Source organism: Cedecea sp. P7760, from assembly GCF_013386425.1.
GTDB classification, from domain to species: domain Bacteria; phylum Pseudomonadota; class Gammaproteobacteria; order Enterobacterales; family Enterobacteriaceae; genus Cedecea; species Cedecea selenatireducens.
The window spans coordinates 1-15,410 of record NZ_JACARU010000090.1 but is presented as its reverse complement, the minus strand read 5'-3'; the positions used below and the strand labels follow the sequence as shown (position 1 = coordinate 15,410).

At 45.4% G+C, this 15,410-nt stretch carries 20 protein-coding genes; 11 read left to right on the top strand and 9 right to left on the bottom strand.

The window, feature by feature from the left end; all coding sequences use genetic code 11:
• Positions 1-467, top strand: a 467-nt coding sequence (locus tag HX778_RS23915; protein WP_218167259.1) for a putative phage abortive infection protein, incomplete at its 5' end; no start/stop codon positions are given.
• Positions 468-493: 26 nt separating this feature from the next.
• Here the strand turns inward: HX778_RS23915 and HX778_RS23910 are convergent.
• From HX778_RS23910 to HX778_RS23885, 6 genes are all read right to left on the bottom strand, one after another.
• Positions 494-1,621 (bottom strand): site-specific integrase, encoded by a 1,128-nt coding sequence (locus tag HX778_RS23910; RefSeq protein ID WP_176983263.1) that lies wholly within the window; start codon positions 1,619-1,621, stop codon positions 494-496.
• The gene (locus tag HX778_RS23905; protein WP_166993833.1) at positions 1,602-1,847 is read right to left on the bottom strand and encodes an excisionase; all 246 of its coding nucleotides are present in this window, start codon (positions 1,845-1,847) and stop codon (positions 1,602-1,604) included. The genes HX778_RS23910 and HX778_RS23905 overlap by 20 nt, the downstream gene beginning before the upstream one ends.
• Positions 1,848-1,901: 54 nt before the next feature.
• Positions 1,902-3,932, bottom strand: coding sequence for an exonuclease (locus HX778_RS23900; protein ID WP_176983262.1), 2,031 nt, complete (start codon positions 3,930-3,932; stop codon positions 1,902-1,904).
• A gap of 141 nt (positions 3,933-4,073) precedes the next feature.
• Positions 4,074-4,418: an Rrf2 family transcriptional regulator gene (locus tag HX778_RS23895; RefSeq protein WP_176983261.1), complete on the bottom strand. Its 345-nt coding sequence runs from the start codon at positions 4,416-4,418 to the stop codon at positions 4,074-4,076.
• 46 nt (positions 4,419-4,464) lie between these two features.
• Positions 4,465-4,602 carry a hypothetical protein gene (locus HX778_RS23890; RefSeq protein WP_176983260.1) on the bottom strand — a complete coding sequence of 46 codons (138 nt, stop codon included), beginning with the start codon at positions 4,600-4,602 and terminating at the stop codon, positions 4,465-4,467.
• 506 nt (positions 4,603-5,108) lie between these two features.
• Positions 5,109-5,489, bottom strand: coding sequence for a helix-turn-helix domain-containing protein (locus HX778_RS23885; RefSeq protein WP_176983259.1), 381 nt, complete (start codon positions 5,487-5,489; stop codon positions 5,109-5,111).
• Between the two features lie 104 nt (positions 5,490-5,593).
• On the opposite strand from HX778_RS23885, the gene HX778_RS23880 reads away from it, so the two are divergent.
• Genes HX778_RS23880 through HX778_RS23860 form a run of 5 tightly spaced genes read left to right on the top strand, consistent with a single transcriptional unit; the run spans position 5,594 to position 8,211 of the window.
• Positions 5,594-5,818, top strand: coding sequence for a YdaS family helix-turn-helix protein (locus HX778_RS23880; RefSeq protein WP_176983258.1), 225 nt, complete (start codon positions 5,594-5,596; stop codon positions 5,816-5,818).
• A gap of 5 nt (positions 5,819-5,823) precedes the next feature.
• Positions 5,824-6,378 (top strand): toxin YdaT family protein, encoded by a 555-nt coding sequence (locus HX778_RS23875; RefSeq protein ID WP_176983265.1) that lies wholly within the window; start codon positions 5,824-5,826, stop codon positions 6,376-6,378.
• Between the two features lie 55 nt (positions 6,379-6,433).
• Positions 6,434-7,399 carry a DUF1376 domain-containing protein gene (locus tag HX778_RS23870; RefSeq protein WP_176983257.1) on the top strand — a complete coding sequence of 322 codons (966 nt, stop codon included), beginning with the start codon at positions 6,434-6,436 and terminating at the stop codon, positions 7,397-7,399.
• A complete protein-coding gene (locus HX778_RS23865; RefSeq protein WP_370527414.1) occupies positions 7,389-7,850 on the top strand; it encodes a replication protein P in 462 nt (153 codons plus the stop codon). The genes HX778_RS23870 and HX778_RS23865 overlap by 11 nt, the downstream gene beginning before the upstream one ends.
• Positions 7,851-7,887: 37 nt before the next feature.
• Positions 7,888-8,211 carry a winged helix-turn-helix domain-containing protein gene (locus tag HX778_RS23860; protein WP_176983255.1) on the top strand — a complete coding sequence of 108 codons (324 nt, stop codon included), beginning with the start codon at positions 7,888-7,890 and terminating at the stop codon, positions 8,209-8,211.
• Positions 8,212-8,541: 330 nt separating this feature from the next.
• On the opposite strand, the gene HX778_RS23855 is transcribed toward HX778_RS23860, so the two are convergent.
• Complete coding sequence (locus tag HX778_RS23855; RefSeq protein ID WP_176983254.1) at positions 8,542-8,910, bottom strand: hypothetical protein; 369 nt, start codon at positions 8,908-8,910, stop codon at positions 8,542-8,544.
• Between the two features lie 277 nt (positions 8,911-9,187).
• Positions 9,188-9,745, bottom strand: coding sequence for a hypothetical protein (locus HX778_RS23850; protein ID WP_176983253.1), 558 nt, complete (start codon positions 9,743-9,745; stop codon positions 9,188-9,190).
• A 1,320-nt stretch (positions 9,746-11,065) separates the two neighbouring features.
• Here HX778_RS23850 and HX778_RS23845 point away from each other — a divergent pair.
• The 5 genes from HX778_RS23845 (at position 11,066) to HX778_RS23825 (ending at position 14,354) form a co-directional block, all read left to right on the top strand.
• Positions 11,066-11,938 (top strand): HNH endonuclease, encoded by an 873-nt coding sequence (locus HX778_RS23845; protein WP_176983252.1) that lies wholly within the window; start codon positions 11,066-11,068, stop codon positions 11,936-11,938.
• A 193-nt stretch (positions 11,939-12,131) separates the two neighbouring features.
• The gene (locus tag HX778_RS23840; RefSeq protein WP_176983251.1) at positions 12,132-12,332 is read left to right on the top strand and encodes a hypothetical protein; all 201 of its coding nucleotides are present in this window, start codon (positions 12,132-12,134) and stop codon (positions 12,330-12,332) included.
• A gap of 2 nt (positions 12,333-12,334) precedes the next feature.
• Entirely contained in the window at positions 12,335-12,706 is a 372-nt protein-coding gene (locus HX778_RS23835; protein ID WP_176983250.1) for a RusA family crossover junction endodeoxyribonuclease, read from the top strand.
• Positions 12,691-13,725 (top strand): DUF968 domain-containing protein, encoded by a 1,035-nt coding sequence (locus HX778_RS23830; RefSeq protein WP_176983249.1) that lies wholly within the window; start codon positions 12,691-12,693, stop codon positions 13,723-13,725. Before HX778_RS23835 ends, HX778_RS23830 begins: the two co-directional genes overlap by 16 nt.
• A gap of 11 nt (positions 13,726-13,736) precedes the next feature.
• On the top strand, positions 13,737-14,354 hold the full coding sequence (locus HX778_RS23825; protein ID WP_176983248.1) for a hypothetical protein: 618 nt from the start codon (positions 13,737-13,739) through the stop codon (positions 14,352-14,354).
• 115 nt (positions 14,355-14,469) lie between these two features.
• On the opposite strand, the gene HX778_RS23820 is transcribed toward HX778_RS23825, so the two are convergent.
• A complete protein-coding gene (locus HX778_RS23820; RefSeq protein WP_176983247.1) occupies positions 14,470-15,375 on the bottom strand; it encodes a hypothetical protein in 906 nt (301 codons plus the stop codon).
• Positions 15,376-15,410 lie beyond the last annotated feature (35 nt).

Sequence of the window (15,410 nt, the reverse complement as noted above, 5' to 3'; positions counted from 1 at the left end):
GACATATATTTTTGTATTTTTATAAATCATTTAACAAAATAGTTGTGAGGTATGGCTTCAATGTTTTTTTTGATCACAAAGATTTCTTGAGCAAAAAAAAAGCGAATCTATTAATTTCAAATTGCTTTAGAATGTATTTCATGAATCGCGAGCAAAAGTTATCTCACTACTATCGTTTTGTTTATAATTTATTGAAGTTTATAGATGGGAGTAATTTGTCAGATGTCCATAAGAAAAAGTATGTAAATATTCTAAGGGCTCAACTTTCTGATTATGAATTACTTATGCTTTTCTATAATGGACAATCTCCAAAAGGTAAAAAATTCATATTTTATTTTGAGAAATATTCCTTGCTGGATAATCTTCCTGTGAATAAACTTATCTTTAAGATTCATGTTGTTTTCTGTGAAAAAAGTGCTTGGGGTGATAATGATGAGGCGCTTAGATATTTTCCACAGACTGATTAAATAGTGAGTGCTAAAGTGTACTCTATTTAAGTATTGATTGTGATCCAGTCTTTACCTCGATCATCATGATACTTAGCTGTCTGATTAGGTGATTTGTGACCAAGCAATTTCTGGGTATCAATGGATTGGGCTTGGTAAAGACGTTCTGCTAAAGAACGCTGCTCATGAAAAGTTGCCGGCGTTCCGTCGCCCCAATCAATTTCTGCTCTGTCTCTAGCTTTGCTGAAGTTCATGGTGATTGTGTTGGATTTCACCTGGGCACCTCTTTCAGCTTGTGATGTCGCCCGGAAAAAATGAACCATGTATAGGCTCACCGCATAATCGCGGCAGCGCCCCACAACATCGCGCAGGCACCAATCAATGGCGTTACATCGAAGAGACAAAGGAATAGCAATCTTGCTGCCTGTTTTCTCCTGGATCACATGAAGGTGATCATCCCAGATGTCGCTAAATTTCATTTTGGAAATATCGCCCAGGCGCTGACCGGTGACGATGGCCAGCAACATTGCATTGCCTAAATAGCGGTGATGAGCGTCAGCGATTGCAAATATCTTCTTCCATTCTTCAAGGCTTAATCGCTGACGAGCAATCTTCCGCCGCGGCTGCTTGGTGGCGAGAGCTGGGTTGTAGCCTGGCGGAACCTCTCCAGCGTGCTGAGCTTCTTTGAACACATCGATCAGAACAGAGCGTATGACCTGAGCCATACGAGCCTGGCCAGCAACAATATATTCGTCGAGTATTTGAGCTATATCTCTCACGTCTACTGCCGAGATAGTTTTCATACCCACACGACCTCTTAGCAACGCGATGGGCTTGGCCTTTTGCTTATGGGTATTCGGCCTTATATCTCCGCTCTTAAGCCTTTCATCCTGAATACTACAGTATCGATCGAGCCAGGTATTGGCGGTGATTGCTTTACCTTTGCTGGTGGCGATTCTGTCACTCACCGCCAATATTTGCCGCGTTCTTTGTTCTGCAATCCTTGCGTTTGCCTCGGTGGCAATTGCGATTGCCTCTTGTTCGTTATCGCCCAGCGCATGAAACTTACCCGTTACAGGGTGCTTATAGCGCCAGTAGACTTTATTCACCTTACGGCTGTAGAGAGGGTAAAGGTTCGGCACTTTTACCTGATTTTTACGCGGTCTGGCAGCCATCCGATAAAATCCTTTGTAGTAAGGGCGAATCCGTCTTTCTAATTACGGGTTTTGCCAGTTCTCCAACAATCTCTGCATCTTCCCTGACACGCCACAGACGCCCTTGTTTGGTCGCTGGCGGCGAGAACATATTTTGTTTAGCGTAACGGCGCAGCGTATTCATCGCCGGAGGGTTGCTCCGGTATTTTTCTGCGGCCCACTCTTCGAGAGTCAGCATTTGAAGCATATGTGTACCTCTGAATCATGGCCCATTTCTGAGCCATGTTGTGAAAACGCAGAATCAGTTTTTAATCAGCTGCTGCCAGATGGCAGATACGTACTTAACCTGATGGCGGGCATCGGCCAGGGCGTTATGCTGCTCGCCTTCAAATGGGATTTCATAACGTGGGTTAATGCCAATGGCTTTGCCCAGCTCGACGATTGTTCGCACGTCCCGATCGTTCCAAAACTCCCAGATGGCAGGGATGCCGGTTCGCTTGTAAGAGCTGCGCAGCAGGACATTGTCGTATGTAGCGCCATTCCCCCATAACTGAACGCTGGTCGGGCCATTTGCAGCGTTTTCGCAGATAAATTCGTTGAGCTGTAGCAGGGCGTCATCCAGAGGTATGGCATCATCCACCAGAATTGCAGAGCGGGCTTCCGCGGACTGTTTCAGCCACCAGAGAATAGTATCTGCGTCCGGCTGGCCGCCGAATCCCATGGAAGAACCAAGGCTGATGACCTTGTAAAACTCACTACCCATCCCGCCGGTTTCAGGATTGAAAAACACTGCGCCAATGGAAACGATCGGAGCATCTGGGTTGGAGCCAAAACCTTCCAGGTCAACCATGAGATGAGTGAATAACTGTGTTTCGGCAACCTTGTTATGATGAACGGCATCGTTATTCAAGGCATCTGTTTCCTGATTAACAGCAACATGGCTTTCAGTTGAGTGAATTGTTTTTTCGCCCGGCTGTATTTCAGAATCAGTTTTGGTTTCATGGTTGTTAGCTTCTTCCATCGGCACATTGTTTGTATTCTCCGCAGCAGTATCCTTAGAAGGGGCATTAAACAGAGCTGTAGCATCGAAAACACCGGCTCCGACTTTTACCAGTTGGGCTGGTGGCTGGTTGCTTTCTGCGTGCTGCTGATCAACATTCTCGCCGCTTTCTTCCACGGCTGCGGGTGCCTTGAAATAGTGCTGAATAGCGTTCCAGCGCTCTTCGCTATTTGGGTTCCCGTCATCTGGCATGAATTTAATCTCAAGCAGATTTTTAACTACATAACTTGTAAGCGCCGGGATGGAATGAAGCACTTCGGTCGGAGCGTTACGGACCAGGGCAAAAATTGCGCCTCGGGAAAAATCCAGAATACCTAGCGATTTGCGAAGAACGGCACTCCATGTTTTCCATGGTTCTTCTTTGTTGGTGATGATTGCCTTCGCCCGGCGAACGACGTCTGCGGGAAATTCGTAGATATTAAAATCCATGGGGAGGGTGGCCGCTGCGATTTCAATATCAAGAACATCCAGGGAAGGGGCCAGATCCGGGTTGCGGTCAGTTTTTATCTGTCCACCCGCATTGGTTCCGGCATCAGTCCTGATCATGTTCTCCGGTTCGCTTTTAACGGAATGGACGGCAGCAGGCTGTGGCGCAGACTTTGCTTTCCATTTCTCAATTACGTCTGCCCGGTGGTTACCGCGCCCGGCTGAATTATCATTCAGGGCTGCGATCCATTCTTTAGAGAACGCCAGGATGTGGGATAGTTCGGGGATCTTGCCTTCTAACGGCCAGATTAGTTTAAGTGCATCAAGAAGGGCCTGACGAATATGGTTGTGGCACTGTTTTAGAGGCTCAACGGAGTTAACAGCCAGGATAACGTTCTGGAGATAGTTATTGTCCATATCCATTTGGGCCTTGATTGCCGCGGCACGTTCCTCAGGGGTCGCGGTGAACATGCCCCCGAGCCAGAAATGGGCGAGTTCGACGCTGAGGCCCATCTTGTAACTTTCGATAGCGCCGCTTTGTTCTTCTGTTTCATCATCATCTGCTGCTGTTTGAATCAGCTGCCAGGTTCTGCCGTTGTCCGCCAGCTCGTAACGTTTGCACCACTCAAAATCGATAGCGCCTTCCTCAGGAAGATCGTCAAAAACAGGAAAATCGGTTCGGACGGGTTTGTTGTAATCGTGCCCACGGCCGGTTTCGATCCCGGCATCTTCCAGAGCCACATCAAGCATCAGGTTTGAGCGCGCTTCGGTTTTTGCTGTCTGCCAGTGTACGGCATCAGGCTTGCCAGATTTTTGAGTTGCTTTGATTAAATTAAAGAATTCCATATCGGGGCCTCTTTTTTGGATGTAAGATACCCGCAGCCAGTGATTGCCGCTGTTGGGTAGTGGTCATTGGTCAAAACTCGATTCCGGAAAGCTTTGGTCGGCTGACCGGGTACTTAACCCGCCTTGCGCGGGTTTTGTGCTTTATGGGGCTGCTGATTGGCTTTTTGCGAGCTCAGACAGCAACACACCATCAAGTGCAGTCAGGACGGGTTTAAAGGTGCCGTTATTGGGGATCTTGCTGACGGCCCGGATAACTTCTGAAACTGAAATATCACCAGCGCAGGGCGCATAACCGCCGCCTGGGCCTCGTTGAGAAACAACGAGCTTTCCGACGCGCAGCTTATTGAAAATCTGTTCGAGGTAAGAGGTGGAAAGATTCGCCTCTTTGCTAAGTGTGGTCAGGGCCACGAACGAGCCGTTTGAGATGCGCTGTAATGCCGCCATTGCGTGAACAGATGCCATCACGCGCTTCATGCCAAATTCCATAATCACATTCCTCGGCCAGTGCAGGCCATTGGTCAAAACTCGATGTTTAACGTATTGCAGGCTGTTGGTCGGCAGCCGGGTTGCCCTTCTGGGCCAGGATGTAACAGAGCTTGCGAAGTATCACTTCAAAAACGTTCAGGCGAGTAGCCTGGTGTGCCGCTGGTTTTCGTGCGAAATCAATCATGCCTTTCTCCTAACCTAACTTGTGGCCAACCCCTTATGACGGCAGCCATACCAATCTCCGAAGGTTTATCTTCAGGATTTAGCCTGGTATGTTGGCCATCTGCGATCCTGTCAGCATCCTTCCAGTCCTCAGCCATAACGTGATAAGTGCAGTAGCCACTTCTACAGCTGATGATGACTGTGAATTGTTTCTTAGCCATAAATCCTCTCTCTTGCCCTTATCGCCAGGCTGGCGGAACGGTACTGCCTGCTGCGTATTTCAATGTGTCATCTCATCCGGTGTTTCGTATGCCGCCGGCAGCTACTTCGTGGGCTTCCAGACTGGATGACGTTGTGTTGATGAGGTTATTAAAGCACTGCTTTATTATTTTCGTCAACATTAAATTTATATAAACATAAATCTTGGGTTTATATGGAAGGGGAAGGAGCTCTAAACCGGGGAAAAAGACACAAAAAAACCGGCGTGAGCCGGTTCATTAAGGAATTTGGGATGGGTTGCGTGCTGAGTTAGATTTCTTTGTATCGGCCGCGGAGGTACTTTTCTACATAATCATCGATTTCTTTTAGCCTAAGCTGGAAAAGGTCTATCATTTTTTCTTGTTCAGATTCAGGTAGCTGCCTGAATAAATTCAGCATCTTCCCCTCGTTCGACTTCAAGCCAGTCTTCTCTGATACCTCTTCACCAAGCAGCCATGCCACCGAAACATTAGCTGCTTCAGCAATGGCTATTGCAGACTTTTTGCTGATTGCGCCTTTCTTGAACCAGCCGTTAACCGCCTGCGGTGTAACGCCTGCAATTCTAGCCATATCAGCCTTGCTGATCCCCCGTTCAGTAATCTCTACCAAGCGCGAGATGAGCTGTTCATCAAGATCGTTTGTTTGTTTCATGAGCCCATTGTAAATGTTTGGTTTACACCTGCAATAAGGTAAAAATTTGCATTTATTATAAAGCTATGGTTTATTTGCTCTGTCGTTACTAGGAGAACAAATTTATGACAGCCCTTGAAAATGCAATCCATTCAGCTGGATCCGCTAATAAATTAGCCATAGCGATTGGTGTTAGTGGTATGGCGATCAGTCAATGGAAAAAGAAAAACAACGGTGTTGTGCCTGGCTCTAGGGTTTTACAAGTTTTTAGAGCAACAGGTATCACCCCTCACGAACTTCGTCCTGACCTTTACCCAAACCCAACCGACGGGTTGCCACAGCAGGAGTGATGACCATGCATTTAACAGCGCATAAAAATCATAACCAAGTCTCTCGGTTTTCAGTGAAAACCCAAAATCAGAATGTTGGCCACCGCCGTGACGGCATTAAACATCGGGCTATCCGTGATGCTGTGCATGAGTGGGAGCTGAGTTTGCCCGGCCAGGCGCAGGAAAAGATTGCGCGGCTGGTGGCAGAGCAGTGGGAAAGGCTGGGGGGCAGGGGAATAACGATAAACAAGCAGAATCTTTTTCGTTATCTGAAAAATGAAACCAACTCCGATAAATACACCGCCTACGTGATGCAGCTTGCCACGGCAATCAGTGAAGCCATACCCCTGGAGATTGCAAGAAAACACGGGCTGCGTTCTGGAATGACCGAGGCCGAGCTGGTGGCGCGAGTCATCAAAGAATGTGGTGAGGCTCATCAGGCTAAGTTGTTGGGCGCCCCGCTGCAGAAGCTAGAGAAAGAGATCAGAGAGGCGGCCGTAGCGCTTTTCAACATGCTCCCATCAGACGTTGCAGGACCGCTGCTTGCCAGCATAGGCGCAGTGACGCCGCAGTTTTTCTAATCGAGTTTTGACCAATGACCATTAAGCCCAGTTCTTTCGGGCATCAGGAGTAACCATGGCCGCGCTGCCTTACATGCAACTCTACATTGCTGATTACCTGGCGGACACCATGCATCTGTCAACAGAAGAGCACGGTGCATACCTGCTGCTCATGTTCAATTACTGGCAAACGGGGAGAGCGATACCGAAGAGCCGTCTGCCCAAAATTGCACGGCTGAGCAACGACCGTTGGATTTCCGTTGAAAGCTCGTTGAAGGAGTTTTTCAGCGATAACGGTAGCGAATGGAAACATGATCGTATTGAGCGCGATCTCGAGGGCGTCCGTAATTCGCTCGAGCAGAAGTCGGCTGCCGGTCGTGCCTCTGCTAAGGCGAGACAAGCCAAAAAAGGAACGGATGGGGAACGGCAAGGTAACGACCGTTCAACGGGCGTTCCATCACCGTTGGAACGGGAGGGTAACGAGAACGCAACGAATAAAGATCCAGATAAAGATATAGATCTAAAACCTAAAAACAATTTGCACGACGCTGAAAAAGACCAGCGCCGGGCGATACCCGAAATTCCGCCTGAAGAAATTTTTATACGGCTGCCGCTTATCGGTGATCTGACGTTCCCCGTAACCCTGGATTACGTTGCCAGCAGGAATGAGCTGTATCCCGCGGTGGATATTGGGCAGGAGCTGCGGAACATGTGCGGCTGGCTGGAAAGCAACCCGAAGAAACGCAAAACGCCAAACGGCATCAAGAAATTCATCACAACCTGGTTGCAACGCGTCCAGGACAACCCACGAAACAGGCAGGTGACACATGGGCAGACCCCAGCAGGAAACACGGAGTCCATCGCAGAGCGGCAGTTACGCGAAGGGCAAGAGCAGTACATTCGGGAACAACAGCGCGTTGGATACTCCGGCGTGGCGGTTGTGGGAGCTCATGACAAAAATCTACAGCAACCGCTGGATTGCGAAGAATGGCAATCGTCCATCGGACCTCTGGGAGCAGCAGATTGGCGCAATGAGCAGTGAGCAACTGACCAGGGTTTGCAATGCCTGCATTGAGCGATGCGCCGCCGGCAGTACCTGGCCGCCAGATTTCGCTGAGTTTGTCGCGCTTGTTGCGGATGCTAGCGGAGGAAGTTTTGGGCTCACAGTGGAGGATGTGAAGCAGGAATACGCAAACTGGAAGAACAACGCCTGGCGGTATGAATCCTCAGAGCAGTATCCGTGGAAACATCCCGTGCTCTATCACATTTGTGTCGAAATACGTCGTGAGGGAGTGGAGCGCAGGCTGACACAGCCAGAGATGGACAAATTAGCCGCGGCGAAGCTAGCCCACTGGGAAAAGCGGGTGGCGGCCGGTTATTCAATACCGCCAATTCGTCGGCAATTATCAGCGCCAGAAAGACCATCCGGGCCTACGCCAGCGCAGCTACTGATGGCGGAATATAAGCGTAAAAAAGCGGCCGGACTGCTTTGAATTAATCGAGTTTTGACCAATGACCAAAGGATTAAACATGAACAGCGAAAACCAGCAAAAGGTAATCAGCTTCCTCCAGGAGAACAAGCGAGCCACGGCGCGACAACTGGCCAAGGTTCTGGGCCGCGACAGCACCGGGGCATGGAACATCCTGATGCACCTTTTGCGTAAGGGAATCATCAAGCGCTGCGGCACGGCCGCATTTCCCGAAATTAAACTTGCCCAGGGCTGGGAAAGCAAAGTTTGCCGCCGGAAAAACCCGTCGCGCCACCAGCGGGTCAAACCGGCAGTTGCTGATGTGTGCCGGAAGAACTGGCTGGGCTATGGGATTCACAAGATTTTCGGGAGTGCAGGCAAATGAGAAATAACACTGAAGCGGTGAGAGCAGTAGTATGAATAAACCTGTTCCACAGCTCCTGTGGCGAGGTGTAACCGGGGCAGGTTTCTTGTTTCCCGTTCCTGCTTTTAACTTATTATGTTTCTGTTATCGTATAAAGATTTCTTCGTTATCTAAAAATATTTCAACCACTTTTTAGTGTCGGATGGAATACTGAGATTACAGGTGATGTTGTTTAAAAATAGACGAATTATAAAAATATCTGTTCTTCAAGTTCATTCGGTTTTAAACTTACATCTTAAATGGCCTCAGTCGATAAAATAAGGGGCTTATGCCCCTTAGGTGAGGTATTGATTATTTAAAGCTGAATTGATCAAGTCCTGATTTATAGGTGTCAATTATTTGACTGGTTTTGTTTAATATTTCCTCAATGATTTCTTCTTTGCTTGTGTCTGATTCAATTATCGAATAGGATTTGTTTGTGGCATAATTTGATAGGATGGTAGTAATATGCGTGTCGTAGTAATTTAAATGACCATTGGTGAGCACTACACCACTCATCTTCGAGCTCTTATTATACCTAGGGAATATTTTTATTAATCTTTTTACCTCTTCCTCATTCTGGATTATCCTACGCGTTATGCCGTTTATTTGCAGTTTACAGCCAACAAAATAAGATAGTTTGGAATTGAACTCAGTTACTTTTTCAGCAGATTCTTTCATGTCAAGCTCGATCTTAGCTCTCATGTGTTTAGTTAATTCATTGAATCTTTGTAGTAAATATGTTTTGCAAGGGCTGTCGTAGGACCAAATTACTGCGAATGTAATTCGTTGAATATTGCTTTTGATATCTAATGATTTTAATGTGTAATCACGTGTATTAACCATCTGGTTAATATAAAATTCTACACTGGATCTATACTCTGCTTTGAATATTCTTTCGACATAAAAATCCAAATTATGAATGTTTGATATTGCTTCGATGAAAAATGGTTCGTTTTTAAAAAAAATCAAATTTATTTAATATACTATTTAGATTTTTAGCATCGTAGGTTTTATTATTGTCTATATTAAGGCCGAATATAGCAATTACAAGATTAACTTCTGAACTAATACTGTTCCTTAATTGCGCTACATGAACCATCTTTTCATCATTGACTGAAGTTGGTAAATAGAATTCCTTGTCAATATAACTCAATGTTAAAATAACATGATTGATGTATTTTATTAAGACAGGTTCTTTTGTCAAATAATAATAAATGCCTTTGATGGAATTCATTCCTAATTTGGTTTTAAATCCATTATCTACATTTAGGTGCTTATTAACATCTTCTAGCAATTTATTGTGCTGTTCAAGCAGCAATTCGAACCATTCCTTAAACGAATTCTTTTTCATTTCGATAAGTGAAGCTGCGGTCAACTGGGTTGCTTTCATTGCAGCTCTTGCACTATGTCTTGCCTCGTAAGCAGCCCAGGCAGTGGCTAAAAAAGCAAGCGAGGTAGCAAGTGTACCTATAACCTCTACGTTTTCCTTAAAAAAATCCCAGAAAATAATCATCACTGTCCCAAGTATAAGGATAAAGAACAAAGGCATCGTAAGTCGCATCAGTTAGTTAATTAAGAGGCCTATAATACCCAATCAACATTGCCATTGCAGCAGGTTAATTTTAATAATGTCATTGATGTTTGTGTTTTAGTTTATGGGAAAATTTTTTGTTGTCCGTCTGGTTTCGTAACGAAGATTTAGACTGCTATCTCGTCCTTCCGGGTACGGCTTGGGTTTAATTGTAACTTATTGTTTTTTTGTGTATTTATCTAATTTTATAAAGTCTGCACACTAACTAAGAGCCGTGCGATTGTCTTTTTGTGAAATAAAGCAATACCAATGCAATAGCAGAAAAATAATCAGTTGAAAACTACCAATTATTGGATGAATAAATCGGTTGTTTATCCTTTTCAATTAGAAATAACTCGGACATGAAATAATTTCCGTTTCTAAATCGCACCCAGTGTACGGCGATATTAGTAACGCAGGTTTGTCACAGATAACAGCTTCGTACTTTCTTCTCGCTGTGTGTTCAACGGGTCGATTCGACGCTGTTCCAGTACCCGTGAACCCAGTACTGAACCATTGCGGGGTTAAGTGTGCGAAGAAAAGGCATGTTACCCGCTGCGAGAATACGGTACCGCCACCAAGCGCAGAGGCCTTGGCAAGAGCGAATCTTTCGGATATTTCACTGATGAACAGTTGGCGGCGTGACGGGGATGCATAAAACTTAACCCGCTGAAAGTAAAATAAATCTAACCTAAGGCTCTACGGAGCCTTTTTCATTGCAATCCTAAATAAACAGGTTAATAATGACTGTACATTCATACAGTATTTTATTTTGGGAGGAATTTTTGAACGATGAAATTATCCTCCGTAATACCCAGAATGACTGACCGCAGACCATGAATCCAGGCAAGGTCTGATGTAAAAAATACGTCGTTTGGGGACTGCCAGAGGGGAACGAAGTGATAAAAATTAATGAAGAGTTGCCAGACACAGGATACGCGCTTATTCGTTGCGAGGATTATGCCGTGGTCGCTAGATTTAGTTCATTCCCGGATGGCGGCAGAGCATTGTTATACAGGCGTGGTGATGAGGTATCGTTCGTTCCCCTTCAGCCTAACGAGATAATTGGCACACCGACACTTTTTACGCAGATGCTTGAGCGGGCTGGTTATCGAATAGTGGAAAGTGGTTCGAAATCACAAATTAGCACAAGAACATCTTGAAGGTTAGTTTTTATAGCCTCAATATAGATGGTTAATTTTGAGGTGAACGTCTTATTTATACGTATAATGATTAAATATTTGAAATCAGAGTCAGAAAAAAATGGACGATTTATTGGATCAGGAAACAATTTCTCTTCACGTAGTGGGCAACAATGATCTCCCTTTGAATGCGGCTTGTAAAGTTGGATACGAGGATGGACAATTTGGTTTTATTCTGGAATCTTGGGGTCCAAAAGACAGAAACCGTGAATATAATCAAGCCCTAGATTTAATCATTGAGAGATTGATTGACATAGGTGTAACAAAGTTAAAAGCGTACATAGCTTCAGCAGACCTGCGTGAAAATCTTCCAAGTGTAGAAAGCCGAATGCTTCATAAAGAGGAGTTCGTTCATTTTAATTCAAGGGCAGCCCAGGAAATTCGTCTGGAAATCGGAAGGCTGCAAGCTTTTTTTGATAAAGTTGGTAGGCGTGAAATACCAAAAGGAAACAGAACAAAGCGTATTCTGCTCACTGTAGAGGGCCTTAATGACAACGATACATGGGTTTCAATAGTCACGAATACGATACAAAATGTATATGCGTCGACATTTGATGAACATGAACTTCTTGTTAAAACTAACAAGATTTATAATTTAACAATTCCAGCGCCAAAAGGGCAGCTTGTACCCGAAAAAAAAAGTGTGCAACGCGTAGTATATGCAAGATCACCACATGTTAGAGCATGGGTGTTAAGTAGTAGACATGGTATATGTGAGCTCTGTCGCCAGCCTGCCCCTTTTGAGATGGAGGGTGATATACCATTTTTAGAAGTACATCATATTGTCCCACTTTATGACGGTGGCTCCGATACATTAGAAAATTGTGCGGCGCTATGCCCTAATTGTCATCGTGCAATTCACTTAAGTAAAGAATCTCATTCGCTGAGAGATAAATTATTAAAGACTAAGCAAGAAAATATCTGCGTACAATAAATCAAAATATATGCTTTCAATATTTACATTCTTGCTGGCTGATAATATAGTTCTTTCAGTCGGCCTGAACAACTGACTACCTGCTGCGCCACTGGAGAGAAGCCATGGCGCAAATACCAAATCAGAACAAATCCTTACTGACCCCTCAAAGGGCCAGCAATATCTTTTTGATGTCATTCCTGTGGGAATCGTCATGAAGAAAAGCTGGTTCACTCACCACGGCCTGACAACCTCAGAAGCAAATGAGCTAGTGGAGCGTTATCAGTCTAATGGTATTACCGTTGAAAAGAGCCTGGATGTTGACCCTCGTCTTTGGATAGTCAACGCGCTTCTGCCGCAGCAAAAATTCGCTCCTAAGACACAGCAAAGCATGCGTTCCCGGTTATGGAGGTGATTATGAAAGTTTACAATATCCTACCAATGGGCAAACCGAGAATGACACGCGCTGATAAGTGGAAGAAACGGCTTGAGGTTTTACGGTACCGGGCGTTTTGCGATGAAGTGCGCCTGAACCAAATAGAGCTGCCTGAGTGTGGTTACCACGTCATTTTCGTTCTTCCAATGCCGCCGAGCTGGAGCAAAAAAAAACAGGCGGAGTATGACGGCAAGCCACACCAGTCACGACCAGACAAAGACAATCTTGAGAAAGCGTTACTTGATGCCTTATTTGGTGAGGATAGCCATATCTGGGATGGACGCGTGTCAAAAATATGGGGAACAACCGGCAAAATCATTATCCGGGAGGCCGAATCATGCGCGCTATTCTGACCGTGGAGATTGCACATAATATGGGCGTGGTCTTGCTCAAGCCGGGCCGGGAACTGATGCAGCTTTTTGGTTATGGCAGGGTGCTTATCGAAATGCCCCCAAAAGCGATGGCACATCTTCCCTTGGGAAAGATACCGGATGCGCGGCAGCCATTGGTTGAAGATATAGTTCTCGATACCTTCTTCTCTGATGAGCGAGTGATTCAGGCTGCTGGTGGCATGACTTCGCTCGAGTCTTGGCTATTTCGTAGCGTCCATCATTGCCAGTGGCCACACACGGATTATCACCACAATGAAAAGGTAACAATGCGGCATAGCCCCGGCGCCATGCTTCTTTGCTGGTCGTGTGATAACAAACTACGGGATCAGAGTACAGAGCAGCTGGAAGCAATAGCGCTGCAGAATGTGAAGGCCTGGGTGATAGATGCGGTCCTTTCAAAGCTCGGATTCAATAGTGATAGAGAGCTTTCACTGGCGGAGCTTTGCTGGTGGGCTGTTTATACGGGCGTTTCCGAAGCGATAGGGGAGACCATGGCCCGGCGCGCGCTCAACTTCAAGCCTGACCCCATCCTCTCTGTTTATCGTGAAACCGATCTCGAACCATCTGTACAGGCCACCAGCGAACTGGCGAAGAGAACTGCATATTTCCAGCAACAGAAGGAGCAGGAGCAAGTCAGAGGAAAACCCGTGGTGGTGCTGGTAGTAGATCCTGAGTCTCCTCAAACGTTTTTTTCCAGACCAAAACGAATTCGCTGGGAAAATCCAGGCTATCTGAAATGGGTTAAGACTCAACCGTGCGAGGGCTGTGGTTCTTCTGCGGATGATCCCCATCACCTCATCGGGCATGGGCAGGGAGGGATGGGTACAAAATCGCACGACAGTTTTGCTATTCCGCTGTGTCGGAAATGCCATGACGAACTTCACCGAGACCAAAGGGAATTCGAGCGTAAGCACGGTTCTCAGTTGGTCATGCTCAAAAACACTTTGGACCGAGCCTTTGCGCTTGGTGTACTGGCTTAAGGAAAATTGTTATGACACCAAACCAACGCAAACAACATACCGACGCTATGATAATTGCCGCATCGGCACCACGTAAAAACTGGTTGGGTAAGCATCGTCCAATAAATTCAGTTCAAAGTGCTTGGGTAAAATCACTCCTCGCTGTCTGGGGGGAATGTTATGGCGGTAGAACCACGGAAGAAGCCATGATGGATGGTTGCGGGTTCTGGAGTTGTCTCCGCTCAGAGGAATGGTCCGATGCCGAGGCCTGCCGCATAACTGAAACCATTAAAGATCTCCGTAAAATCGGTTATACGGGGGAGAATTTGCTGAAGATGGCTCATGCTATTCTGTGGCCGCAAAAATCACTTGCTGATGCAATAGCAGGGCAAATTAGGCAGGATGATACTGATTTTGTGGAAAAGAGCATATTGGCTGCACTAAGAAATGATGATCCTGTATATGTGGTGGGAGTAGACTTTTATGCCCGCCGAAAAAATGTGAGTGACATAGGTCGTTATCTTCAAAAAGTTGCCCCATGGCTTACAAGAAAGCAGGCGGAGGACCGAGTGCGTTGGTGTATTAGCCACTTTAACTGTGCTGTATTTCTCTCAATGAGGAAAAATATATATCAGGTGAATGGAAAATAACTATTGAAATTGGGTAAAAAAAGTTAATAATACAGGCAGGCTTGGCAAAGCTGCGCCGTGACGGCAGCGATAGAAGCATTAAAATTTACAAACCCGCGCATTTGCGGGTTTAATTTTACAGATGATCAAGAAACTCTTTGTATCGCCTTATATCTGCATTTGAAATGTTTCTATTGGCCTCAAGGTATTTCAATAGCTCAGATAAATTTTCCTTAGTGAAAAATATCCTCGCTGTTTCTATAAGATCCTTAGCTCTTGATAAATTTGTTTGAAGGCTGTTAATGCCACTAACTACAGCATTTAGCTGGGTTCGTGATAATTTTTCAGGCTTAGCATCTTGTAGTGCCTGTACAGATCCACGTAGCTTTTTTTCGTAAAGAGCTTCCAGATCATTATCTGGGGATAGGAAATCGATGCGCGAGATGAAACCAACTACAACATCAACGGAACTTGGAGGCTGCTGGCCTGAAACTTGAGCCAGTTCAATTTCTTTGGCTGTTGGTGGGCGAGAATTAATTACATTACCGTTATTACCCGCATGCATATCACGTAAGGCTCTATAAGCAGTGTAACCAATAACGTCCGAGTCATTTATTTTCTTCAATAAACCGATAGCCCACATTACATTTTTTGGACCAACGGATAGGGTATTCACTTCCTTCCAGTAGCCGAAAACATTTGGTTGATTTTCGTGTATAAAACTCCTTGCTTTGGCAACCTCAAGGGCGGTTATGAAGTCTGCCGACATTTTCTCAAAGGCCACCGCAAAATATTTGGTCCCGCAATCATGCCCAATGTTTGTTTCTGACTCATCATCAGTTTTAACAACGTAGCCTTTATAGTGAGGGGTGCGGCAACTTGATAGGCCACAGCTAACTTTTTTGTTTAGCTCATAATAACCTATTATTTTATCTAGTTTTTTATTTAAAGCATTGAGGTTTGGAAGATAGTTTTCTCTGGAAACTATTTTTTCCCAGTCATCAACCTCTACGAAGTTTTCATCATCCAAAAGATAAATCATATAACCTCCTGATGTGTGTGGCGTTCATCATATCA